At 70.2% G+C, this 20659-nt stretch carries 22 protein-coding genes; 10 read left to right on the top strand and 12 right to left on the bottom strand.

Annotation, left to right across the window (positions count from 1 at the left end; all coding sequences use genetic code 11):
• Positions 1-218: 218 nt before the first annotated feature.
• Together ACIP64_RS37950 and ACIP64_RS37945 are read right to left on the bottom strand one after the other, a co-directional pair.
• Entirely contained in the window at positions 219-719 is a 501-nt protein-coding gene (locus tag ACIP64_RS37950) for a hypothetical protein (RefSeq protein ID WP_401596436.1), read from the bottom strand.
• Positions 720-914: 195 nt separating this feature from the next.
• A complete protein-coding gene (locus ACIP64_RS37945; RefSeq protein ID WP_401596433.1) occupies positions 915-1400 on the bottom strand; it encodes a hypothetical protein in 486 nt (161 codons plus the stop codon).
• Here ACIP64_RS37945 and ACIP64_RS37940 point away from each other — a divergent pair.
• The gene (locus ACIP64_RS37940; protein ID WP_401596430.1) at positions 1388-2491 is read left to right on the top strand and encodes a Gfo/Idh/MocA family protein; all 1104 of its coding nucleotides are present in this window, start codon (positions 1388-1390) and stop codon (positions 2489-2491) included. The genes ACIP64_RS37945 and ACIP64_RS37940 overlap by 13 nt on opposite strands.
• Positions 2492-2530: 39 nt before the next feature.
• Here the strand turns inward: ACIP64_RS37940 and ACIP64_RS37935 are convergent, their stop codons facing one another.
• On the bottom strand, positions 2531-3535 hold the full coding sequence (locus tag ACIP64_RS37935; protein ID WP_401596427.1) for an L-dopachrome tautomerase-related protein: 1005 nt from the start codon (positions 3533-3535) through the stop codon (positions 2531-2533).
• A gap of 804 nt (positions 3536-4339) precedes the next feature.
• A complete protein-coding gene (locus ACIP64_RS37930) occupies positions 4340-4936 on the bottom strand; it encodes a TetR/AcrR family transcriptional regulator (RefSeq protein ID WP_401596424.1) in 597 nt (198 codons plus the stop codon).
• Positions 4937-5040: 104 nt separating this feature from the next.
• Between ACIP64_RS37930 and ACIP64_RS37925 the strand changes: the two genes are divergently transcribed.
• Positions 5041-5742, top strand: coding sequence for an SDR family oxidoreductase (locus ACIP64_RS37925; protein WP_401596422.1), 702 nt, complete (start codon positions 5041-5043; stop codon positions 5740-5742).
• A gap of 64 nt (positions 5743-5806) precedes the next feature.
• Here ACIP64_RS37925 and ACIP64_RS37920 read toward each other — a convergent pair whose 3' ends face one another.
• Positions 5807-6763 carry an oxidoreductase gene (locus tag ACIP64_RS37920; protein WP_401596419.1) on the bottom strand — a complete coding sequence of 319 codons (957 nt, stop codon included), beginning with the start codon at positions 6761-6763 and terminating at the stop codon, positions 5807-5809.
• Between the two features lie 97 nt (positions 6764-6860).
• Here ACIP64_RS37920 and ACIP64_RS37915 point away from each other — a divergent pair, with 97 nt between their 5' ends.
• Together ACIP64_RS37915 and ACIP64_RS37910 are read left to right on the top strand one after the other, a co-directional pair.
• On the top strand, positions 6861-7502 hold the full coding sequence (locus ACIP64_RS37915; RefSeq protein WP_401596416.1) for a TetR/AcrR family transcriptional regulator: 642 nt from the start codon (positions 6861-6863) through the stop codon (positions 7500-7502).
• Entirely contained in the window at positions 7483-7884 is a 402-nt protein-coding gene (locus tag ACIP64_RS37910) for a PPOX class F420-dependent oxidoreductase (protein ID WP_401596413.1), read from the top strand. Before ACIP64_RS37915 ends, ACIP64_RS37910 begins: the two co-directional genes overlap by 20 nt.
• A gap of 14 nt (positions 7885-7898) precedes the next feature.
• Here ACIP64_RS37910 and ACIP64_RS37905 read toward each other — a convergent pair whose 3' ends face one another.
• On the bottom strand, positions 7899-8297 hold the full coding sequence (locus tag ACIP64_RS37905; protein WP_401596411.1) for a VOC family protein: 399 nt from the start codon (positions 8295-8297) through the stop codon (positions 7899-7901).
• Positions 8298-8391: 94 nt separating this feature from the next.
• Between ACIP64_RS37905 and ACIP64_RS37900 the strand changes: the two genes are divergently transcribed.
• Complete coding sequence (locus tag ACIP64_RS37900; protein ID WP_401596408.1) at positions 8392-9381, top strand: helix-turn-helix transcriptional regulator; 990 nt, start codon at positions 8392-8394, stop codon at positions 9379-9381.
• Between the two features lie 65 nt (positions 9382-9446).
• On the top strand, positions 9447-9698 hold the full coding sequence (locus ACIP64_RS37895) for a DUF3253 domain-containing protein (RefSeq protein WP_401596471.1): 252 nt from the start codon (positions 9447-9449) through the stop codon (positions 9696-9698).
• A gap of 44 nt (positions 9699-9742) precedes the next feature.
• Here ACIP64_RS37895 and ACIP64_RS37890 read toward each other — a convergent pair whose 3' ends face one another.
• The 3 genes from ACIP64_RS37890 to ACIP64_RS37880 all read right to left on the bottom strand — a co-directional run bounded on the left by ACIP64_RS37890 (position 9743) and on the right by ACIP64_RS37880 (position 12237).
• Complete coding sequence (locus ACIP64_RS37890; RefSeq protein WP_401596405.1) at positions 9743-10954, bottom strand: HEAT repeat domain-containing protein; 1212 nt, start codon at positions 10952-10954, stop codon at positions 9743-9745.
• Positions 10955-11143: 189 nt separating this feature from the next.
• Positions 11144-11590: a nitroreductase family deazaflavin-dependent oxidoreductase gene (locus tag ACIP64_RS37885; RefSeq protein ID WP_401596402.1), complete on the bottom strand. Its 447-nt coding sequence runs from the start codon at positions 11588-11590 to the stop codon at positions 11144-11146.
• A gap of 32 nt (positions 11591-11622) precedes the next feature.
• A complete protein-coding gene (locus ACIP64_RS37880) occupies positions 11623-12237 on the bottom strand; it encodes a flavodoxin family protein (RefSeq protein ID WP_401596399.1) in 615 nt (204 codons plus the stop codon).
• A 174-nt stretch (positions 12238-12411) separates the two neighbouring features.
• On the opposite strand from ACIP64_RS37880, the gene ACIP64_RS37875 reads away from it, so the two are divergent.
• From ACIP64_RS37875 to ACIP64_RS37865, 3 genes are all read left to right on the top strand, one after another.
• The gene (locus tag ACIP64_RS37875; RefSeq protein WP_401596396.1) at positions 12412-13035 is read left to right on the top strand and encodes a TetR/AcrR family transcriptional regulator; all 624 of its coding nucleotides are present in this window, start codon (positions 12412-12414) and stop codon (positions 13033-13035) included.
• A gap of 210 nt (positions 13036-13245) precedes the next feature.
• Positions 13246-14331, top strand: a complete 1086-nt coding sequence (locus ACIP64_RS37870; protein ID WP_401596393.1) for a hypothetical protein — start codon at positions 13246-13248, stop codon at positions 14329-14331.
• 122 nt (positions 14332-14453) lie between these two features.
• A complete protein-coding gene (locus ACIP64_RS37865; RefSeq protein WP_401596391.1) occupies positions 14454-14843 on the top strand; it encodes a hypothetical protein in 390 nt (129 codons plus the stop codon).
• Positions 14844-15027: 184 nt separating this feature from the next.
• Here ACIP64_RS37865 and ACIP64_RS37860 read toward each other — a convergent pair whose 3' ends face one another.
• Positions 15028-16908 carry an ATP-binding cassette domain-containing protein gene (locus ACIP64_RS37860; RefSeq protein WP_401596389.1) on the bottom strand — a complete coding sequence of 627 codons (1881 nt, stop codon included), beginning with the start codon at positions 16906-16908 and terminating at the stop codon, positions 15028-15030.
• Between the two features lie 510 nt (positions 16909-17418).
• On the opposite strand from ACIP64_RS37860, the gene ACIP64_RS37855 reads away from it, so the two are divergent.
• A complete protein-coding gene (locus tag ACIP64_RS37855) occupies positions 17419-18300 on the top strand; it encodes a hypothetical protein (protein ID WP_401596387.1) in 882 nt (293 codons plus the stop codon).
• A 90-nt stretch (positions 18301-18390) separates the two neighbouring features.
• Here ACIP64_RS37855 and ACIP64_RS37850 read toward each other — a convergent pair whose 3' ends face one another.
• Both ACIP64_RS37850 and ACIP64_RS37845 read right to left on the bottom strand, forming a co-directional pair.
• On the bottom strand, positions 18391-19467 hold the full coding sequence (locus ACIP64_RS37850) for a hypothetical protein (protein WP_401596384.1): 1077 nt from the start codon (positions 19465-19467) through the stop codon (positions 18391-18393).
• Positions 19468-19647: 180 nt separating this feature from the next.
• On the bottom strand, positions 19648-20526 hold the full coding sequence (locus tag ACIP64_RS37845; RefSeq protein ID WP_401596382.1) for a LuxR C-terminal-related transcriptional regulator: 879 nt from the start codon (positions 20524-20526) through the stop codon (positions 19648-19650).
• Positions 20527-20659: the final 133 nt, after the last annotated feature.

The raw sequence follows: 20659 nt of genomic DNA, 5'->3' as shown, positions 1-20659 counted from the left end.
GGTGGAGCGTCATGATCCTACGCACAGCTCCTCGCGGACCTATACCTGATCAGCGGTGAGGAAGATCACGTTTCCACCGACAAGTGCCGACCGCATGCGCTCGGTTGAGTGCAGGCGGAGGCGAACTGCGCTTCGCCGCACTGAGGTTGAGCGGCCGGGCCGTCGGCAGCCCGCCCGTACCGTCGGATCCGGCCGCCCTGCCGCCGCGCGACGGCGCTCTATCGGCCTGTGTGCCCGCGGCCTTGGGGGAACTGCCCCAGGTGGACCGCACGGTGGATCACCGCGGCCAGGTCGTGCATGTCCTCGGTAAAGGTGTCGACGCGGATCCGGCGTCCGCTGTGCAGCTGGATCTCGCACGTCGAACCCATGCCCCGGGCTTCGGCAAGCGGCCGGTCGTCACCGCCGGACGTGCCGACCCGGGCGACGTCCTCCCAGGGGACGAGGGTGGCGGTGCCTGCCACGCGATAGGTGAACCCCCGCTCGTGGACGTCGAAGCACTGCTCCCGGGTACGAAACGCCTGCACCAGGCGCCAGATCCCCAGACCCCACCCCGCCAGGCCGACCCCGAGCAGCAACCCTGCCAGTTCCGGAGCCCCCTCGGTGGTGCCCACCGATGCGACCGCCACCGGAATCCCGAACGCCGCGCCGACGGTCCCGACCGCCAGGCAGATCCCCGCCTGCCGCAGGCGCCGCGCACCGTCGGTACGGTGCTCCCGCACGAACCCCCCTAACCGCCTGGCTGCCTCCGTGCGCCTCATGCCGCCCCCTCGCTGGTTGTGGACATTTCAATCTAGGCTCCCGTCGCCGGGTCAACCACCCTCTGCGGCATCGTCCCCACAACCGGTGAGCGGACGGGAGTCAGCTCGTCCAGGTAGGGCTGACCGGCAGGCCGCACGCCCACAGGTGGGCCGCGGTCAGCGTGGCCGCGAAGAGCAGGTTCCGCACCTCCAGGCCGGGGTTTCGCGCCGATTCGCACAGCGGTGCCGCGGCTTTGTGACGGGCCTCGGGGTGGACCTCGTGGTCGAGGTCTCCGCCCGGTGGTGTGCTTCCGCCGCGACCGGCACGCCGTGGTCGACGACCGGGGGATCACTCGGGATCCGCTGTGCCACCGCCAGGATCCAGGCGCGATCGATGCGCAGATTCACGCGGCGTCCCTCCTCCGTGTACGCGGCCAGGAACGCCGAGGCGCCGGCCATGAAGGCGCGTGACTGGTACCCGTCGGCCTCGATCAAGTCGGCCAGGTACCCCTGCGAGCTCAGGCCGCGGCGCTCGGCCCGCTCCTCGGCGGCCGCCTTGAGGACCTCGTCCAGCCGGATGCCCTCGCGGCGGCGCGCGGCACAGGCCGCCGGGTTAGACTCGCGCCCCGGACGCGGGAAGGAGCGGACAGGTGAGCGCAGCACCCATACGGTTCGGCATCGTGGGCAGTGGCTGGCGGGCCGAGTTCTTCGTCCGGCTGGCGAAGGCGCTGCCCGAACGGCTGGCGGTGGCCGGCGTGGTGACGCGCTCGGCCGAACGGGCCGCCAAGGTGGAGGCCGAGTGGGGAGTGCCCGCCTTCCGGACGATCGACGAACTGTGCGGGCGCGAACCGGAGTTCGTGATCCCGTCCGTCCCGTGGGAGGTCTCGCCCCAGGTCGTGCGCGAACTCGTCGAGCACGGCCTGCCGGTCCTCGCGGAGACACCGCCCGCGCCCGACGCGGACGGGCTTCGGCGGCTGTGGGATGCCGTGGGGGGAGCGACACGCGCCGGCGGCGGCGCACTCGTCCAGGTCGCGGAGCAGTACACACTGATGCCCGGCCACGCCGCCCGTATCGCCCTCGTACGAGAAGGGGTCATCGGCGAGGTCACGTCCGTCCAGGTGTCCTCGACCCACATGTACCACGCGATGTCGCTGATCCGGCACACGCTGGGCGTCGGCTGCGGGCCCGCGACGGTGACGGCCCGGGCCTTCACCGCACCGCTCGCCGACCCGCTGTCCCCCGGCGGCTGGTCGGACGACCTCACGCCCAAGGACGCCGTCACCACCCTCGCCCTCCTGGACTTCGGCGGCGCCCGTACGGGCCTGTACGACTTCACGGACAACCAGTGGTGGAATCCGTTGCGCGCCCGCCGGATCGTGGTGCGCGGCTCGCTCGGCGAGATCGTGGACGACACCGTGGTGCGGATGGCCGATCCGCGCACGCCCGTGGAGTCCCCGCTGCTGCGCCGTCGCACCGGCACCGACCTCAACCTCGAAGGGGCGGAGGTGCACCACATCTCGTTCGACGGACGCGTGGTGTGGCGCAACGACTATCTGGGCGCGAGCCTGTCCGAGGACGACCTCGCCGTGGTGGACCTCCTGTGCCGCACCGGCGCCTGGGTCCGGGACGCCGGTCCCGAACCGTATCCGCTGGCCGAGGGCTGCCAGGACCATCTGCTGGCCCTGGCCGTAGAGGAGTCGGCGCTCACCGGGGCGCCGGTGACGACCGCGGTGGAGGCGTGGGCGGCCCGCTGATCCCGCGCCGGCCGCCCCGGCTCCGCCCGCGCCCGCCTGCTACCGCCGAGCGGGTCCACCGTCGACCGGGATCCGGTACAGCACGTACGGCTTGCGCCGGAGGTCGACGCCGGCGTTGTAGGCCGCCTGCCGGTTGAGCTGATTGGCCATCACGTAGAGGTTCCGGTCGTAGCCGATCGACAACGTGTCGGGCCAGATCAGCCGCTTGTCGTGGACCAGGGTGCGGAAGCGCCCGTCGGTGTCGCGGAACACGAGCGAGTTGTGCTCGATGTCGCCCCCGTACACGCGGCCCGCACTGTCCGTCTCCAGCCCGTCCGACATCCCCTTCTTGCCGAGATCGCGCACGGTCTTCGCGATCTGGGAATCCGGTACCCGGCGGTCGGTCAGGCCGCTGGTCGGCACGGAGTACAACGTGCGGCTGGAAAGGGGGCAGTAGTAGAGGGTCTTGCCGTCCGGGCTGAGAGCGATGCCGTCCGACCCGATGTTGATGGGGCTGGTGGGGCCGTGTGCCGGCCGGTTGAGCATCCGCTTCCCGTCGATGACGGGAACGAAGTCCGGCACAGGGCGCACCGAGGGCACGTTGTCGAGTCGCCGCCAGGAGGTCCCCGACGCCAGATCCACGACGATCAGGCCGTTGGGGCCGTCCGAGGAGGCGTCCGTGAGGTAGGCGGTGCCCGCCTTGCCACGGCTGAGGTCGAGCCGGACGTCGTTGACGAAACTACGGGGACCGGCGACCTGACGGGGCAGCAGGATGGTCCGGACGACCTTGTTGGTGCGCAGGTCTATGGCGACGAGCTTGGGGCCGCCCATGGGTGCGTTGCCGAACTGGATGCGTCCGGTATCCACCACCCACAACCGGTCGGCCGCGTCGACGACGACGCTCTGCACACCGAGGAAGTGGTGCGCGGGATCGTGCGTGTCGGCGGTGTTGATCTCGCGGTTCGGGTAGGGGACGGCCTTCCCGTCACGCACTTCGGCGACGGAGAAGGGCACCTTGTCGCCCCAGTGGGGGAAGTTCACGAACACGCGCCCGGTGCGTGACACGGTCACTCCCGTGGGCATTGCCCCGTCGAACTCGGCGACGGGTTCCAGGCGTTCCTTTCTCTGCGTGGGGGAATCGGTCGGCGAGCTTGCTCGGGAGGCCTGCGTGACGCCGCCACCGATACAGAGGGCCGCCAGCAGCGCGATGACGCCGCGGCTCGATATAGAGCTACCAGTCACGTTCTGCTCCTGTTCCGGAATTCGAGGAACGGGCAATTCCAGGAGAATATTCCATCTGTTGATGTGCGATCACCGGAGTACCAAAAACATATGACCTGTGCGTCGGGATCGCAAGCAGAACGTTTGGGAGCGGACCGTCGGGGGTGGGGCAGGCGCACACGCTGAGCGTCTGTTCAAAAACTCTCCGGAATTCACGGACTGGATGTCAGTGTTCGGCCGTGTCCGGAACGAGGACCACGTTGGTGCAGGTGGCAGGCGGTACCGGCCGGGCCGCCCGCAGTGAGCCGGGCGTGATGGGCCGGCTGTTCCCGCAGCGCTGCCATGAACTCGGCACATAGTCGCCATACCAAATATTTCTTGGACTTGCGGGCGACCGGGGGAGAGGCTGGTTATCGTGCGACGACCCGGGCGTCGTGAATTCGGCACGGCACTTTCCGGAGAGGGGTGATGTCCGTCGCGACTTCCGTCCGATCGCCGCGGGAAACATCGCGCGGTATTTCGCGGGGCCGCCGCCGTATGCTCTCGTCGGCAAGACAAGGGAGATTTCCGATCCGGCCGTCGTCATGCGCGCGGCAATATCGGGCCGGGTGGACGACTGCTGGGCAGCGTGGACCGGGCCGCGAGCTGTCAGTCCATTCCCGCCATCTCGAGGAGGGCCGTGGCGGTGCCTGTGGCCAGCCCGCTCAAACTCTGGGCCTGGGCCGCGACGCGGGCGCTGGATCCGTCGAAGACGACGGTGAGTTGGCGGGCGAGGAGATCGGGGTCGTGTGCGCCGCCGCGTCGCGCCTCCTCGCGGAAGAAGTCGGTGAGCGCGTCCTTGTAGCGCCGGGCGACCACGCTGGCGGGGTGTTCGGGGTTCTTGAGCTCGAACGCGGTCGCCAGGAACGGGCAGCCGAGGTATTCCGGTGACGTCGACAGCGACTCGAGCCGGTCGAAGACGTGCATGATGCGATCGCGTGGCGGCAGGTCGGTGCCGGGGGCGGGCAGCACCTGGCTCAGATAGTCGGACCCGGCGCGGTCCAGGCTGGCCGCCAGCACGTCGTCCTTGCTGCTGAAGAGCTGGTACATCGACCGCTTGGAGACCCCGGCCGCCCGGCACAGCGCCTCGATGCCGATGTGGACGCCCTCTTGGTAGAAGAGCACGGCCGCGGCATCGAGGAGCCGCTCACGAGTCGGGGCCGCCGCCGCGGCGGGTGCGGGCGAGGCCGGTGTGCTGGACGTCATGGGAGTGAGCCTACGCCTTGTGTTGCCCTGACGAAACCGATCGGTTTACGGTGGTTGGAAACCGATCGGTTTCCGCCGTCGGTCGTCACGCTGGGAGTACGTTCATGACTGCAATCGCAGGTTCGACTGTTCTCGTCACCGGGGGCAGCAGAGGCATCGGCCGGGCCCTGGTCGAGGCCCTGTACGCCCGGGGGGCCAAGAAGGTCTACGCCACCGCCCGCGACCCCCGCACCATCACCCACCCCGACGCCGTCGCGCTGCCACTGGAGCTCACCGACCCCGCCGCGGTGGCCGCCGCAGCGGCACAGGCGCAGGACGTCACCATCCTGATCAACAACGCCGCCGGGGCCGTGGAGGCCTCGTTCCTGACCTCCCCGGTGGACGACGTCCGCCGCGAGTTCGACACCAACTTCTACGGCCCGCTGCTGATGACCCAGGCCTTCGCCCCGGTCATCGAGGCCAACGGCGGCGGTCACCTGCTCAACGTGCACTCCGTCCTGTCCTGGGTCGCCCTCGCCGGTTCCTACAGCGCGTCCAAGGCGGCGCTGTGGTCCCAGACCAACTCGCTGCGTCTGGAGCTGAAGCCGCGCGGCATCACCGTCACCGGGCTGCACGTCGGTTACGTGGACACCGACTTGGCCGCGCACATCGACGCCCCGAAGACGTCGCCGGAGAGTGTCGCGGAGCAGGCGCTGGACGGGATCGAATCCGACGCGTACGAGGTGCTGGCCGACGAGCTCTCCCACCAGGTCAAGGCGGGTCTGACCGCCGACCTCGCCGTCCTGTACCCGCAACTGGCCGGCTGACCGAAGCGTCCCGCCGTACCGTCTTCCGCGCCGGGTCCCCCGAAGCGTCATGGGGGACCCGGCGTCAGGCGGAGGGCAGCCCGGTTCCGGGGAACGTGACCCCGGTCAGCTCCTCGGACACCGCCCACAGCCGGCGCTGGAGCGACGTGTCGTAGGAGGGCCCGCTCGACCGGACGGCCTTCGGGTAGCCCCTGCTCTGCTGGAATCCGCGCGGGCCGTAGAACTCCCCTCCCTGGACGCCCGGGTCCGTCGCGGCACGCAGGACGGGCAGCGCCCCCATCGCCGGGGACTGGAGGAGGAGCGGCCGGACGGCCGCGAAGGCCGTACGGGTGAGAGCGGACGCATGCGTCATCGCGTCCTTGGAGCCCGAGGTGTCGGCGCCGCCGGGATGCGCGGCGACGGCGAGTGGCCCGCCCGGGGGCAGCCTGCGCTGGAGTTCGTAGGTGAACAGCAGATTGGCCAGCTTGGAATGCCCGTACGCGGCGGTCCGGTTGTAGGGCCGGGTCCGCCAGCCGAGATCGGCCAGGTCGATGGGACCTCCCATGCGATGGCCGGCGCTGCTGAGGGTGACGACGCGCGAGCCGGTGGAAGCGGGCAGCAGGTCGAGCAGCAGCCCGGTGAGCGCGAAGTGCCCCAGATGGTTGGTCCCGAACTGGAGCTCGAAACCGTCGGTGGTCGTCCCGTGCGGGGTGTACATCACGCCGGCGTTGTTGATCAGCAGATCGATCCGGGAGCGGCTGGCGCGCAACTCGTCGGCGGCATCGTGGACCGAGGCCAGGGAGCCCAGATCCAGGCGCAGCACACGCACCTCCGCGGCGGGCAGTGCGGAGGTGATCTCGGCCGCGGCCCGCTTGCCCTTGTCCGGGTCGCGGACCGCGAGGATCACGGAGGCGCCGCGCCGCGCGAGCGCCGTGGCGATCTGGAACCCGATGCCGGTGTTGGCGCCGGTGACGACCGCGGTGCGACCGCGCTGGTCGGGTATGCGGTCTGCGGTCCAGCGTGCGGGAGCCGGTCGGGGCATGGAGTCTCCACGTGTGGTGCCGGGGCGGCCCAGCGGTCGGGACCGCCATGAGGTAAATGCTGTTCACCTCATGGTTAATAGTGTTAACCTCGGAGCTGTGACAGTCAACAGGCGCCCCAGCGGCACCCATCACGGAGACCTGCGCAACGCGCTGGAGGAGGCCGCGCTCGCCTTGGTGGCAGAACGCGGCCCGCACGGCTTCACCCTCGCCGAGGCGTGCCGGAGGGCCGGGGTGAGCGTGTCCGCCCCCTACAAGCACTTCGCCGACCGGGACGCCCTGCTGGCGTCACTGGCGCTGAAGGGCTACCAGGAGCAGCAGCGCCGCTACCGAGCCGCACTGGCCTCCGGGACCGACCCCGCCGAACAACTGGCGGCGTTCGCCGCCGCCTACGTGCGCTTCGCCGCGGAGGAGCGCGCCCTCTTCGACATCACGTTCCTGGCCGGCCTCGACAAGAGCCGCCACCCCGAACTGGCCCGGGCGGGCAGCGCCCTCCACGACGACCTGATGCCGGTCACCAGCCGGATCGCCGCCGACCCGCAGGAAGCGTTCGGCCTCCTCGTCCGCATCTCCGCCGCCGCCCACGGACTCGCCCTGTTCCTGCAGCAGGACATGCTGCCCGGCACATGGAACACCTTGGCAGCGGTCGAGGCGCAGGCCGCACGCACGGCCCGCGCCCTCATCGACCAACTGGCCCGCCCCACCAGCGCGGAGGGCGCCCGTGTCCACCACGACCGATGACTTCGCGCGCGCTCTCGACCGCATCGGCCGGGGCAAGTACGTCAGCCTGACCACGCTCCGCAGGGACGGACGTACGGTCGCCACCCCTGTCGGCTGCGTCGTCCGCGACGGCATCCTGTACGCCCTGACTCCGCCGGACTCCGGCAAGATCAAGCGCATCCGCAACAACCCCCACGTCACGCTCGCGCCCTGCACCATGCACGGCACGGTCCCGGTCGGCGCCCCCGTCACCGCGGGCACGGCCCGGCTCCTCGACGGGGCCGGCACCGCTCGCGTACGGAACCTGATGCGGAAACGGTTCCTCATGTACCGCGCGGTGCTCCTCGCCGACCGGATGCTGGGCCGCGAACGCCCGCTGGTGGCCATCGCCGTCTCCGCGTGAGGCGCGGTGGGGTGTCAGCGTGCGAACTTTTCGACGGCTGCCGGGGTGACGGGCGTGAAGAAGTTGACGAGGTTGCCGTCGGGGTCACGGAACAGCAGGGACCGGTTGCCCCAGGGCATGGTGGTGGGCTCGGTGACGAAGTCCGTGACGAAGCCGGCCAGGTTCCGGTGGACGCGGTCCACGTCGTCGACGAGGAATTCGGTGATGACGCTGTGGTTCTCCGCCGGCCGGGCCGAGCCCGGGGCGAACATGGGCACGGTGCGGGTGCCGGCGATGGCGAGCGTGGCGCTCGCGGTCGTGAGTTCGGCGAAGCCCTCGGTGGCCCAGGTCGCGCGCACCCCGGTGGCCTGCTCGTAGAACGCGACGAGGCGGGCGACGTCGCCGGTGATGATGCGGATCGAGACGAAGTCCATGGGAATCTCCTTGGCTGTGCTTGTGGTGTTGCATGTCGCAGGCTAGGAGAAATAGGGGACAGAATCGGTCCTGTATTCGCGCTAGGCTGTGAATGTGTCCCGCCCCACTGTCCGCGTGCTGACCCTCCTGGAACTGCTGCAGTCGGGCGGCACCCGTACCGTGGCGGAACTCGCCGACCGGCTCGGCGTCGAAGGGCGCACGGTGCGGCGGTACGTGGACCAGCTGATCGACCTGGACGTGCCGGTGGAATCGGTGCGCGGCCGCTACGGGGGGTACCGGCTCGCCCCCGGGTACCGGCTGCCTCCGCTCATGCTCAGCGACGACGAGGCACTGGCCGTGCTGCTCGGCCTGGTCGCCGGCCGCCGGGCGGGGCTGACCACGACGGAGCGCACGGCAAGCGAGACGGCGTCGGCCAAGATCCGGCGAGTGCTGCCCCAGCACATCGCCCACCGCCTCGACACACTCCTGGAAACTCTCGCCTTCACCGATCAACCCGGTGAGTCCGACACCCCGGACGCCGACGTCCTGCTCACCCTCGCCGACGCGGTGCGCCACTGCCGGCCGGTCTCGATCCGCTACACCGACCGCGACGGACGGCGCAGCGAACGCCCGCTGCACGCGTACGGAATCGTCGCCCATGCGGGCCGGTGGTACGTCACGGGCAAGGACGCCCGGCTCGACGAGGACCGGACCTTCCGCCTCGACCGCATCGCGGACGCGCGGACCCTGCCGGGCTCCTTCGAAGCGCCCGAGGACCTCGATCCGGCACAACGCGTGGTGACGGCGTTCGCCACGGCCGAGTACCGGCATGAGGTGACCCTGCGGATCCACGGCACGGTCGCACAGGTCCGTGCCCGCCTTCCCGCCAGCGTCGCGAGCGTGGAGGAGTACCCGCCCGCGGCGGGCGAGGACCAGGCGGCCGAGCGCTGGCTGCGCGTCGAGCTGCACGCGGAGCGGCTGGACTGGCTGCCGCCGGTACTCGCCTCACTGGACCGGCCGTTCGTCATCGAGCGCCCCGCCGAGCTGCGCGACCTCGTCACCGCGCTCGCCGATCGCCTCACCGCCTGCGCCCGTGAGGCCTGACAGCGGGGAATCGCCAGGAGGGTCGTCTTTGCGAGACTGGTGGTGTGCGGCGCAGCGAACGGCAGATGGACGAGCGCCTGGAGCGAGCCATCCTGGAGCTGCTGGAACGCCGTGCCCCGACCGCGACGATCTGCCCCTGCGACGTCGCGCGGGCGGTGTACGAGAGGGACGACGACGGCTGGCGGGGGCTGATGGAACCGGTACGGTGTGCGGCCCGGCGGCTGGCGACCGCCGGCGAGGTGGAGATCACGCAGGGCGGCCGTCCCGTCGAGCCGACCGAGGCCCGCGGTCCCATCCGTATACGCCGCCGTCACTGACCGGCGATGCACGGGGGCCCGTCGACCCGCTCGGACAGCGGACATCAGCAGTGGTCGCGGCACCGTTCGTAGCGCCATGCCGAGGCGAGGTAGTGCTCCTCGGACGGAACGTCGGGCTGCGGCGGGCCGAGGCGGTTCGCCGCTTCCACGCAGCGCTCGTCGCGGTGGAGGGCGAGGCCGTGCACGGCGGCGATGCGGACCTGGCGGTCGGTGTCGTCCAGGAGCGCGGCCAGGGCGTCCGCGAGGACGGTATCGCGGTCCTTGCCTTCGCCGATGCTGAGGCAGGCGTTGAGCCGTACTGCCGGGTCCACGTCCGTCATCAGCACCAGTAGTGCCTCACGGACCTCATCGCGGAAGGCGGGCGATTCGGACCGCGTGCCGACTCCGCGTGCGACCGCGCTCCGTACGCGGGGATCGGGGTGGCCGGCGTGCGCCAGAAGCGCCGTGTCGGCGCGGGGGTCGGCGTGTTCCCCGAGGGCGACCAGTACCTCGATCAGGACGGCGAGGTCCTCCTCGCCGGCCGACCAGTCCGTGAAGATGTCCAGCGCCGGGCGCGCGAACGCGTCCTCGTCGCTGTCGTCGAAAAGATGTGTCAGTCGCAGTACCTGGGCACCGAACAGCCTGTGGGACGGCGCCGCATGCGTGCGGAGCGCGGCGGCCGCGGACCAGGTCTCCTGGTCGCGCCGGTTGGCCAGGAGAATGGTGGCTGTTCCCCACATGGCGTGGTCCTCGTCGTGGCCCAGCGCGCGTGCCATCAGTTCCTCGAACGCGGTGCGCACGCCGGCCAGCCGCTCCAGGTCGGTGAGGATCGCCCCGTGGCCGTCGCGGACGGTCATCCGGCCGAGAGTGAACTCGTCGACGCTGTAGTACTCGTCGTCCTCGACACGCGTACGGACGACGGCCTCCTGAGAACCCGTGCGGCGCCGCAGTTCGGCTTCCGCCCCCACCTCGTGCCAGTGGCGCGCGAGATCGCGCATCTGCGAGAACTCGGACGCGGGACACCGGCCCAGGATCCTGGGGTCCAGGAGCGCCTCGACCAACGCGGGCGAGCCTGATTCCACAGCTTCGCGCAGCGACAGCAACTCGCCCGGTCCGCACCGGTCAGGATCCGCGCCGTACTGGAGCAGCAGTGAGGCAAGGCCGCCGGCGTGCATCCGGACTGCCAGGCCGAATGCGGCGTCGAGCATGCCGGGTTCACGGTCCTCGTCGAGAAGGCGCTGCACGAGGGCGGTGTCTTTGGCCCGGACCGCGGACATCAGGGCGGAATCGCCGTCCGCCGCATCACTCGCACCGACACCTGTGACCACGATCCCCGTCGCCTCCCCTTCAGCTCGGGCAGTCTACGGCCGGTGGGGTGAGGCGTGGGCAAGGCCGCGGGGGAGTCGGGCAGCCCGGGTGGGGTGTTGCCGGTCGCTGCCTGCACCCCACCCGGGGCGTGGGCGCGGTCAGTCCTCGGGCCTGGCGGGTTCCAGGACGAACAGGGGGATGTCGCGTCGGGTTCCGGCGCGGTAGTCGACGAAGGGCGGGTAGGCGGCGTCCGCACGCTTCCACCACTGGGCCTTCTCCTCGCCGTGGAGTTCGCGGGCGACCATGTCCTGTTTGACGGCGCGGTCCTGTACCTCGACGAGGGGGTGTGCGAGCACGTTGCGGTACCAGGACGGGTGGGTGTGGGAGCCTCCGTTGGAGGCGGCCACGGCGTAGGAGCCCTGGTGCTCCACTCGCATTAGGGGCATCTTGCGTATCTTTCCCGACTTCGCGCCCTTGGTGGTCAGGATGATGACCGGCAGGTCGAGGAAGGTCCCGCCTTCCGCGCCGTCGGTGGCCTCGTACTGCGCGACCTGTTCGCGCACCCACTCGGTCGCGCTCGGCTCGTACTCGCCGTCAACGGGCATGGTGGTGCTCCTTGTTGTTCGTGGGGGAGGGGTCAGGCGGCGGAGTCGGCCAGAACGGCCCGGCCGGCGACGAGAGCCGTCGCCTGCTCGGCGACCCGTGTGCCGAGGTGTTCGGCGGTGGCGATGTCGGCCGCGTGGACGGTGTCGGTGCCGCCGTCCTGGGGGGTCTGGGCGCCCGCGCCGACCCAGAAGCCGAGGCGGTTGAGGTCGTGCTCGTCGGCGGTCAGGGCGTTCCAGCCGGGGGCGAGGCCGAGGCCCACCCAGATCATGTGGTGCTGGGCTGCGAAGGCGGCGAGGAAGTTGAGGGTATTGAGCTTGTCGCCGCTCTTGGACGCGGAGTTGGTGAAGCCGGCGGCGATCTTGTCCGCCCAGGTGTTGTTCAGGTACCTGCCGCTGCTGGCCTCGGCGAACGCGTGGAAGCCGGCGGAGGCGCCGCCCATGTAGGTCGGCGACCCGAAGATCACCGCGTCGGCGGTGTCGAGCTGCTGCCACTGCGCGTCGGTGATGCTGTCCACCGCGACGAGCGTCACGTGCGCGCCCGCCTTCTCGGCTCCGCGCCGTACCGCCTCGGCCAGGACGGCCGTGTGGCCGTATCCGGAGTGGAAGGCGACGGCGACGCGCGGCTGGGGGGTCGCGAGCTGGGACATGGAGGACTCCTTGGGAAACGGGTGGTGGGACACGGTATTTTTGTGGTCCAGGTGGACCACAATAACGTACCCCGGGTGTGCGGGAAGGTGGCACGGCTCACGCGGGGGGCCTGTGCTCGCGGTCGGCAGGGGGCATTGTGGTCTGGATGGACCACAATCGCGTAGGCTGCGGACATGGGCAGAAAAAGAGGCTTCGACGAGACCGTGGTCCTGGACGTCGTACGGGACCGCTTCTGGACGACCGGCTTCGCCGGCACGTCCACGTACGACCTCATGGATGCGACAGGGCTGGGCAAGGGCAGCATCTACAAGGCCTTCGGCAACAAGCGCGAGCTGTACGTGCGTGTCTTCGCCGACTACTGCCAGGGTCTGGTCGCTCAGGCCCGTGACCAGCTGCAGGACGGCCCCCGGGCCGTACTCTCCTCACCCGTGGCGCGACTGGAGCAGTACCTCGTCTCGATCGCCAGTGCCTTCGCCGCCGAGTCGCCCCACCGCGGGTGCTTCCTGACGAAGGCCACGGCGGACCTCGCCGGCGAGGACGAGAAGGTGGCGCAGGTCGCCCGCCGCGCGTTCGACGAGCTCGCCGGCATCTTCGCGGCGACGATCCGCGACGCCCAGACGGCGGGCGAAGTGGCCGACCACGCCGATGCCGACGCCCTGGGTTATGTGCTGCTGAGCGTCATCAGGGGCATCGATTCGATCGCCAAGGCGGGTGTCGACGCGGCGACACTGGAGCGGACGGCACGCTCCGCGGTGGCCCTCGTCCCCAGGGCCGGCGCCTCCCACGAGGCGGGCTGAATCGCCCCAGGCGCCTCCGGGCCGCGTGAGTGACCGCGGTGCACAAGGTACGCCTCCGGCACACCGCGGGGTGGCAGCCCGGTGAACGGGCGGTGTTGATGTCCCATGGCTGTCACGGTGGGGCAACCACCCATCTGCGAGGGCGGGGTGTCGGTGGGTCGCGACGCATGATGGTGCCGTAGGGGGACGGCCAAAGGGGGTTGTGAAGCGGTGGAATTCACGATTGAGCGGACGCTGAGAAAACGCGGGTCGTGGTGGTTGGCGTGGGGGCTGGCCCTGCTGGCGGGAGCGATTGTGTGGCTGGTTGCCTCTGGCAGTCCCGAGCCGGGTCAGGGACTTTTCGCGGCCCTGTCGGTGCCGGTCGCCGGTTACGGGTGGAGCGAACTGCGCAGGGCACGGCGGCCGTTCCGGCTGCGCATCGACGCGTTCGGGATCACGCTGCACGACGCCGTACTGCCCTGGGGGCAGATCAACGCGGTCTCCTTGTGGTACGAGCAGCCGGCGGACAGCGACACCACGCCCCCCAAGCCGCGGCTGCGGCTGTGGACGGCGCCGGGTGTGACGCTGCCGCGCAAACCGGACCGCGGCCGGAACGCCCTTGACCGCTACACGCTGCTGAACTGCGCGGACCTGGACCAGTATGTCGGGCACCTCAGGGACGCGCTCGCCGAGTACGCCGGCGACCGCTTCGAGACGGCGCCACGCGCGGTACGGCCGCCGATCCCGGTGACGGTTGCCGGACCCGAACTGAGCGTCCCCGGCGGGGAGCGGACCTTCACCGCCGACTTGGGCGACGGCCGACGGATGCGTGTCCGGACGATGTGGGCGCTGCTGTTCAGCGCGGTGTTCGTATCGGTGAACGTGTTGGTGATCCTCTTCCACGACCGGCTCGACAGCGATTCGGGCATCGGGATCCCCGTCACGGTGTCGATGCTCGGCACTGTCATCTGCTGGGGCCTGGTACGCGATTCCTACGTCCGCTGGCGCAAGCCGATGGAGCTGCGGATCGATGCCACCGGCATCGCCATGCGCGAGGTGGCCAACCCGGGGAACTTCTTCCGGTGGAGCGACGTAGCCACCGTGACGGTCGGGCGGCAGCCGTACAGCCTCGACCCCCGCCCCTGCCTGACGGTGTGGCCGCTGCCGGGCGCGCATGACTCCGACCACGCCCGGCACTTGATCGACGGTCACCGGGCCTACGTCCTTGACCGGATCGACAGGCTGCCGGGGGGCGCGGAGGCGGTGATCCCGGTGCTGCGGGCGTACGCGGGGGAGCGGTACGCCGAGACGGCATGACCGCCTCAGCGAGCGGACCCGTTCGTGCGCCGAGGGGACGGGCCGCCCTAGGTGCTGTTTCTCGGATCTCCTGACGTGATCATGCGGTCCCACGGAGGTCTCATGCGAGGGACGATGACGCGGTGAACAACACACTCAGTGCCGCATGGGCCTTCGAGGCCGAAGCAGCCGAGGCTGCCGACACTATCGGACGCGAACCAGGGCGCTCTTGGATCCCGCCCATCTTGGGCGTCCTGGTCGCTGCGGTCCGGCTCACCAGCCTGGCACGTCTCTATCCGTTCACCAGCCATAACAGATTCTGCCTGAGTGACGGCCCGCAGTGGTGGGCGGGGCAGGGAGAGATCGCTCCGGCCTTCGTTGCGCTGGATCCAGAGGCAGGGTTCACGGTCTGGAGGGGCAAGCCCTACGACGCCTCAGCGTCAATGACGATGACCACCAGCAAGCAAGAAGCAGCCGCAGCCGCCTTGGCGGAGCTACTGAGCGCCTGGCCGCATGCAGGACCGACGTCCTGACCCCACCCGGCCCACCCACAAACGATCGAACACATGGCGAAGTCAGACTGGATTACTAGGACGAGCAGATTGAGGCCCGAGTTCCGGATCAGGACGACGCGGTCGGCCGCGGAGACGGCGCGACGCCCGGTGTGTTCGCCGGCGTCGGCCGCCCTCACCCACGAAGCGGAACGGGTCGACGGGGTCAGCGGTGGTGGGAGAGTTCCAGGAGTTCGGCGAAGGTTCCGCCGGCGTGGACGAGGTCGTCGTAGCGTCCCTGTTCGGTGATCCGGCCGTGTTCCATCACGATGATGTGGTCGGCGATTTTGGTGTTCTCCAGACGGTGGGTGACGACGATCGTGATGCGGTCGCCGGCGATGGCTTTGATCTGCTCGAACATCCGGTGTTCGCCGCGGGGGTCCGTCTGGGAGGTCGGTTCGTCCAGGATCAGCAGGTCCGGGCGCCGGTACAGGGCGCGTGAGCAGGCGATGCGCTGCCATTGGCCCCCGGACAGTTCGGTGCCACCGAAGATGTCGCGGGCCAGGAGGGTGTCCAGGCCGGCGGGGAGGTCCTCGACGGTCTCGCGCAGCCCGACGGCGTCGACGGCCTGCCACACGGGGGTGTCGTCGTGGGTGCGGGGCTGGCCGAGGGTGATGTTCTCGCGGACCCGCAGCGGCCACTGGGCGAAGATCTGCGGCACCAGGCCGGTGTTGGCCCATACCGTGGCGGGGTCGATGTCGGCCAGGTCGGTACCGTTCCATGTGACCTTGCCCTTGTCCGGCAGGTAGATCCCGGTGAGCAGCCGGGTGAGCGTGGACTTTCCCGAGCCGTTCGCGCCGACGATCGCGAGGATCTGGCCGCGCCGCAGGGAAAGGGAGACACCGTCCACGGCGGGCTTGTCCTTGCCCGGGTACTGGTAGACGACCTCCTCCAGGCGGATCTCCTCGGTCGGCGCGGTGTGTGTGCGCCGGCCCCGCCTGGGGGCGCGGGCGGCGGCGTCGTCGAGGAAGGCCTGCAGGTCGCCCAGGTACAGGCTGGTGTGGAAGACCGCGGCGCCGTTGACGACCACCTGGGACAGCGCGGCGAGCGTGGTCTGCACGGCGATGACGGCGGTCGCCGCGACCGCGAGCTCGACGCGGCCGGACACGGCCAGCCATGCCAGCGCGCTCCAGGTCGCGACGAGGAAGACACCGCCTGCCAGCGCGGCGAGCAGGGCGATCCGCAGGGTACGCGGCGCGGCGGCCAGGGTGCGCCGGTCGCAGCGCTCGGACAGGGCCCGGTACCAGTAGGTGAGGTAGTCGGTCATCGAGTTGGCGCGGACCTCGTCCGCGTACTTCGACTCGGTCGCCCACCAGCGCGTCATGCCGCGCACGTGGCGGTCGGCGATGTTGGCGTAGTGGATCTCGTAGTCGACCCGGGCGGTCAGCACCGCGCCGACACCGGCCGGCAGTACCGCGAGCAGGAGCGGCGGCAGCATCAGCGGGTTCAGCACCGACAGCACGCCGCCGGCGGTGACCATACGGATCAGCGCGGACAGGAACCGCTGGGCGTCGCTCACCATGACGTGCGTGCGGAGCACCCCCATCTCGGCCGCCTCGTGCCGATCCGAGAAGCCGTCCTGCGCGTAGGCTGCCGCCTCCACCCGGCACACCGCCTCGACCAGCGCGCAGTCCGTCTCGGTGGTCAGCCGCGGAGTGATCCGCCGCTCGGCGTACGTGGCCACCGCTCCCGCCGAGCGGCCCAGCGCGGCTGCCAGCGCCACCACGAGCAGCGCTGGGAGGGCGTCGCGCAGCCGCTCGCCGGCGGTGCCGTGGCCGAGGACGGGTTCCATGGCGCGGGCGGTGGCGGCCAGCAGCACGGCGGCCGAGACACCGGTGACCGTCTGGCAGCCCAGCAGCAGTTGCACGGCGCGCCGGTCGGTCCGCCACGACAGCCGGGCGATGCGGCCCAGGACGGCCGGGATCTGCGCGCACATCCGCCGGAAGGAGACCTCGGCGAGCGGATTGACGGAGTACTGCCCGCTGTAGGTGATCTGCGCGGGAGGCGGCGGGGTGTGCTGCTGCGGGTTCGTGGCGGCCGAGGTCAACGTGGTTCTCCCCGAGGGTCGTCCGGCGTGGTCGTGAGGCCCAACGAGTCGGCCCGGGTGTCGAACTGGTGTGTTTCAGACGTTCCCTGAACCCGGACACGGGGCGCGTGTCGGAGGGTGGAGGATGCACCGATCCGTCTCCAGCAACAGGAGCACGGGGAACGAAGGTTGGCCGAATCGCCGACGGTGCCCCGCTCGCAGCTTTCGCCCCGTACCGACCCCGCGGGCCCGGTTTCCGGTGCGGCGAGGGTCCAGTCGGCTCACGCCCCGTAGTGATCCGGAGCAAGTCCGGGGCTGTAGCGTGCGAGCCATGACGCTGGGCACGGGGACGGAATACAGCTTCTCGGCACGTAAGTTGCTGGCCGAGGCGGGGGTGGATCCGGACGCTCTCCGGCTGGACCTGTACGAGCACGTCGACCGCGGTGTCGCGCTCGCGCTGGGCGGGTTCGACTCCGGGCGCGCCGAATTTGCCGAGGGCGCGGTCTGTCTCGCGTCGGACATTCTGCGGCGATGGTGCTGGCGCAGTTGGTGTCGGCGGACTCCGCACAGGACATCACCCCGGCCGTTCCCGCCCTGCTCGTGGCCGCCAACGATTCCTACGACCGGGTTGCCGGGCCCGCGGCCGTCGCTCTTGCTCGTCTCGGCCATCCAGGAGTGCTGGACCCGGTGCACCGGTGGCTGGCGGCAAGCAGCCGGCTCCCGTTCTTCTACGTGACGTCACTCGGGCAGGTCCTGCAGCCGCTGCTGACACGGGCCGACGAGTTGCTCCCCGGGATCCGTCGCGTCCTCGCCGGCTTCGTCCGTGGCGACGCACAGCCACCACGTCACGACGGCAGCACCCTTCTGCCCAACGGCATACGAAGATGGCACGGCGCGCAGAACGCGGCGTGGGCGCACTGGCGGATCACCGGTGGACCGGAGGTCTTCCTGGCATTCGCGCAGGACGCGGCAGCCAGGGGCCTGGGGTACGCAGACCTCGCCCGCCTGGCGGAGTTGGGGCCGCTGGCCACGCGATGCGCGACCGCGGTCCGGCCCCTGCTCCAGTCCCCGGGACCGTGGACCCGTGTCCAGGCCGCCCACGCCTGGTGGCGGATCACCGGCGACACCAGCGCCGCCGTGCCGGTCCTCCTGGCGGCCCTGGAACCTCTGAGGTCCGGTGACGCCGACGAGCCCTGCCGCGCGGCGGTCCGGTACGTCGCCCGGATCGGCGCACCGGCCTCCGCCGCGGCGCCGCTGCTCGAAGCGGCACTGTCGTCCGACCGGAGCTTCCCCGCGGATGTCTACCCCGCCGCCCGCGCGGCGCTGGCGGCCTTCAGCGACGGCCTCCGCCCTCAGCCGGGACGGTCTCGCCCAGAAACTTCCCCGCCCGAGCAGGCCACAGGCAGGGCCTGAGGACAGCCATCCGGCGAAGGCATGCCCCGGTGATGGCGCCGCGGTATCCGCACCGGCCTTCTCCCCGCCGACTACGCCGACCTGATTGCCTCACTGTTCGTACTTTTGGCCTCGGCCTGAGTTGCTTCCTGCCCACAGTGCGGAACGGACCGTTCCGTCCTTGATGTCCTGCTGGGGCAGTTGAAGGCCGAGTGCGTCGTCCAGGGCGTGGAAGTACAGGTCGAATGTGTCGATCAGTTCTGGGTGGTCGAGTTCGGCGCGGCGTATGGCCTGGTTGAGGAAGTCGAGCTGGCCGCCCCGGTAGTAGGGCGCGCGGCCTTCCTTGTACCAGATCAGTTCCAGCATCCCCCAGCCGTCGTCGAGGCTGCGGCCGTCGCGTGTGTAGTAAAAGCTGTAGATGCCCTTCCCCATTGTGGCGCTCAACTCCACGGTCTCTGTGACTCCGAGCCGGGAGAGAGCCGCATGGTCGGCCCGGATGCCCGGTGGCGTCTCGTGATACATCAGGAACGCCCAGTCGCCCGCCTGCCCGAAGCAGCAGGACTCCCAGGCAATGTCCCCGTGATCACGGCCGGAGGCTTCCATCGCGCGCAGGTCCGACAAGCGCATCCCGGTAGCGATCTGTTCCGGGTCGGCTCCATGCAGCAGGGCGATCTGTTCGGCGCTGACGTCCTTGCCGCGGAAGAAGGCAAGGTGGGTGTAGGGGTCCTGGTCGCGCCAGGTGTCGGCGATCCAGGCGAGGCGTTCCAGCGGGTCACGTCCGCACGGCTGCGCCGTCCGCGTGCCGTCGATGCCGCCGCTGCGGAACCTCCTTCCCCACGCGGGGTCGATTCGGTCCATCATCTCGGCCTGCTCGGTGACGAGATTGGTCGCCAGCCCCAGAGTGGAGGAGCGGGTACGGTCCACGAGCCGAGTGACCGCTTCTTCGGCGGCGAAGTACAGCACCTGGTCGAGTTCCCGGGTGGTGAAAACCGACGCATAGGGGCCGTGGTGGCCGTGCACCGCGCCGTCTTCGTCCAGGACGAGGAAGAGGCCATCGGGATCGCTGACGCGCTGCGGGTACTGGCCGGGTGATGTGCCGGTAGGCGGGAACATGGCGTCATCGAGAAGCTCAGAGCCTGCGGCTATCTCATGCCAGGCCCGTTTGAGTGCGTCCTCCGTGATCTGCATGGGCGTCAGTATGCGGCCGTGCACTGACATCGCTCCGCCGAGGATGCCCCGGGGTTGCGTCTTCGGAAGTGGTGTACGGGTTCCCACCTGATCCGCGTGGTTGTCCCGGCGTCGGGGTGAAGGTCCGGATACAGAGACGGTCACCGGCCGATCTTCGAGATGTCCACGGCTCGAAGGAGTTCAGGGTTGGTCGGGGAGCCAGCCCTGTTGGACTGCGCGGGTGCCGGCTTGGAAGCGGCTACGGGCGTTGAGTCGTTCCATGAGGTCCGTTGCTATGCGTCGCGCGGTGCGTGGTGAGACGCCGAGGCGTTTGGCGATGGCTACGTCTGTGTGGCCGTCCGCAAGCAGCTGCAGCGTCGCGGCTTCCTGCGCGGTCAGTCCCTTCCCGTCGCGGAGGGGACGCGTGCCCAGTGGCTGGGCGGTGGTCCAGGTGCTGTCGAACAGTGCGCACAGGGCGGTGACGGTGCCTTGTCCGGTGAGGACGACGGCGCCGCCTGCGGTGTTGTCGGTGTCGACGGCGATGACAGCACGGGTGCGGTCGGTGATGATGATGCGGCAGGGCAGGGCCGCAGCGGTTCTGACCTCGCCACCGTTCTCGGTCAGCCAGATGAGGTAGTCCATCGTGGGCTGGTGGTTGCGGATGCTGTCGAGGTAGATCGTGCGCATGCGGATTCCGCGGGCCAGCAGGTCCTCGTTGAGGGGTTTGGCCGCGTTGATGGCCTGCTGTGACTGGGCACCACCGGTGGCGAAGGTCATGACCTCGCTGGTGAGTTCCCGGGTCAGGGAGGCCAGACGGTCGCGTATCTGGTCCAGTCCGAGCAGCTGCTCAACCCCGGAGGGTGGGGTTCCGGGACGCAGGTCGGCGCATTCGGCGATGAGCTGGGCGGCCGCTGCACGGGATGCTTGGACGCGCTGCTGCTGCGCGGCCAAGTCGGCTTGCTGTCTGGCCATGAGGACTTCCATGCCGAGCTCGGGCGGGAGAGCGCGCAGGCTACCGGCGTGGTCGTAGGAGGGCCGGACGAGGGCGAGTTCGCTCAGGGTGTCGAGAGCGCCGCGCACTTGTGCCTCCGGTAGGCCCAGGTGACCACTCAAAGCGGCCACGCCGTCGTCGGGGCGGGCGAGCATGGCCCGGTAGACGCTTCCGCGGCGGAGTCGAGCCCCAGCGCCGTGAGCATGAACAAAACCCCCTGAT

Source organism: Streptomyces sp. NPDC088733 (genome assembly GCF_044751185.1).
Classification (GTDB): Bacteria; Actinomycetota; Actinomycetes; order Streptomycetales; family Streptomycetaceae; genus Actinacidiphila.
Note: the sequence above shows the minus strand (reverse complement) of the source record. Positions and strands in the feature narration are given on the sequence as shown.

Coding starts and splice junctions, on each gene's coding strand:
- ACIP64_RS37925 (WP_401596422.1), top strand. CDS start 5,041: ATGACTGCAATCGCAGGTTCGACTGTTCTCGTCACCGGGGGCAGCAGA.
- ACIP64_RS37880 (WP_401596399.1), bottom strand. CDS start 12,237: ATGTCCCAGCTCGCGACCCCCCAGCCGCGCGTCGCCGTCGCCTTCCAC.
- ACIP64_RS37875 (WP_401596396.1), top strand. CDS start 12,412: ATGGGCAGAAAAAGAGGCTTCGACGAGACCGTGGTCCTGGACGTCGTA.
- ACIP64_RS37885 (WP_401596402.1), bottom strand. CDS start 11,590: ATGCCCGTTGACGGCGAGTACGAGCCGAGCGCGACCGAGTGGGTGCGC.
- ACIP64_RS37895 (WP_401596471.1), top strand. CDS start 9,447: ATGGACGAGCGCCTGGAGCGAGCCATCCTGGAGCTGCTGGAACGCCGT.
- ACIP64_RS37855 (WP_401596387.1), top strand. CDS start 17,419: ATGGTGCTGGCGCAGTTGGTGTCGGCGGACTCCGCACAGGACATCACC.
- ACIP64_RS37905 (WP_401596411.1), bottom strand. CDS start 8,297: ATGGACTTCGTCTCGATCCGCATCATCACCGGCGACGTCGCCCGCCTC.
- ACIP64_RS37890 (WP_401596405.1), bottom strand. CDS start 10,954: ATGTCCGCGGTCCGGGCCAAAGACACCGCCCTCGTGCAGCGCCTTCTC.
- ACIP64_RS37930 (WP_401596424.1), bottom strand. CDS start 4,936: ATGACGTCCAGCACACCGGCCTCGCCCGCACCCGCCGCGGCGGCGGCC.
- ACIP64_RS37920 (WP_401596419.1), bottom strand. CDS start 6,763: ATGCCCCGACCGGCTCCCGCACGCTGGACCGCAGACCGCATACCCGAC.
- ACIP64_RS37850 (WP_401596384.1), bottom strand. CDS start 19,467: ATGCAGATCACGGAGGACGCACTCAAACGGGCCTGGCATGAGATAGCC.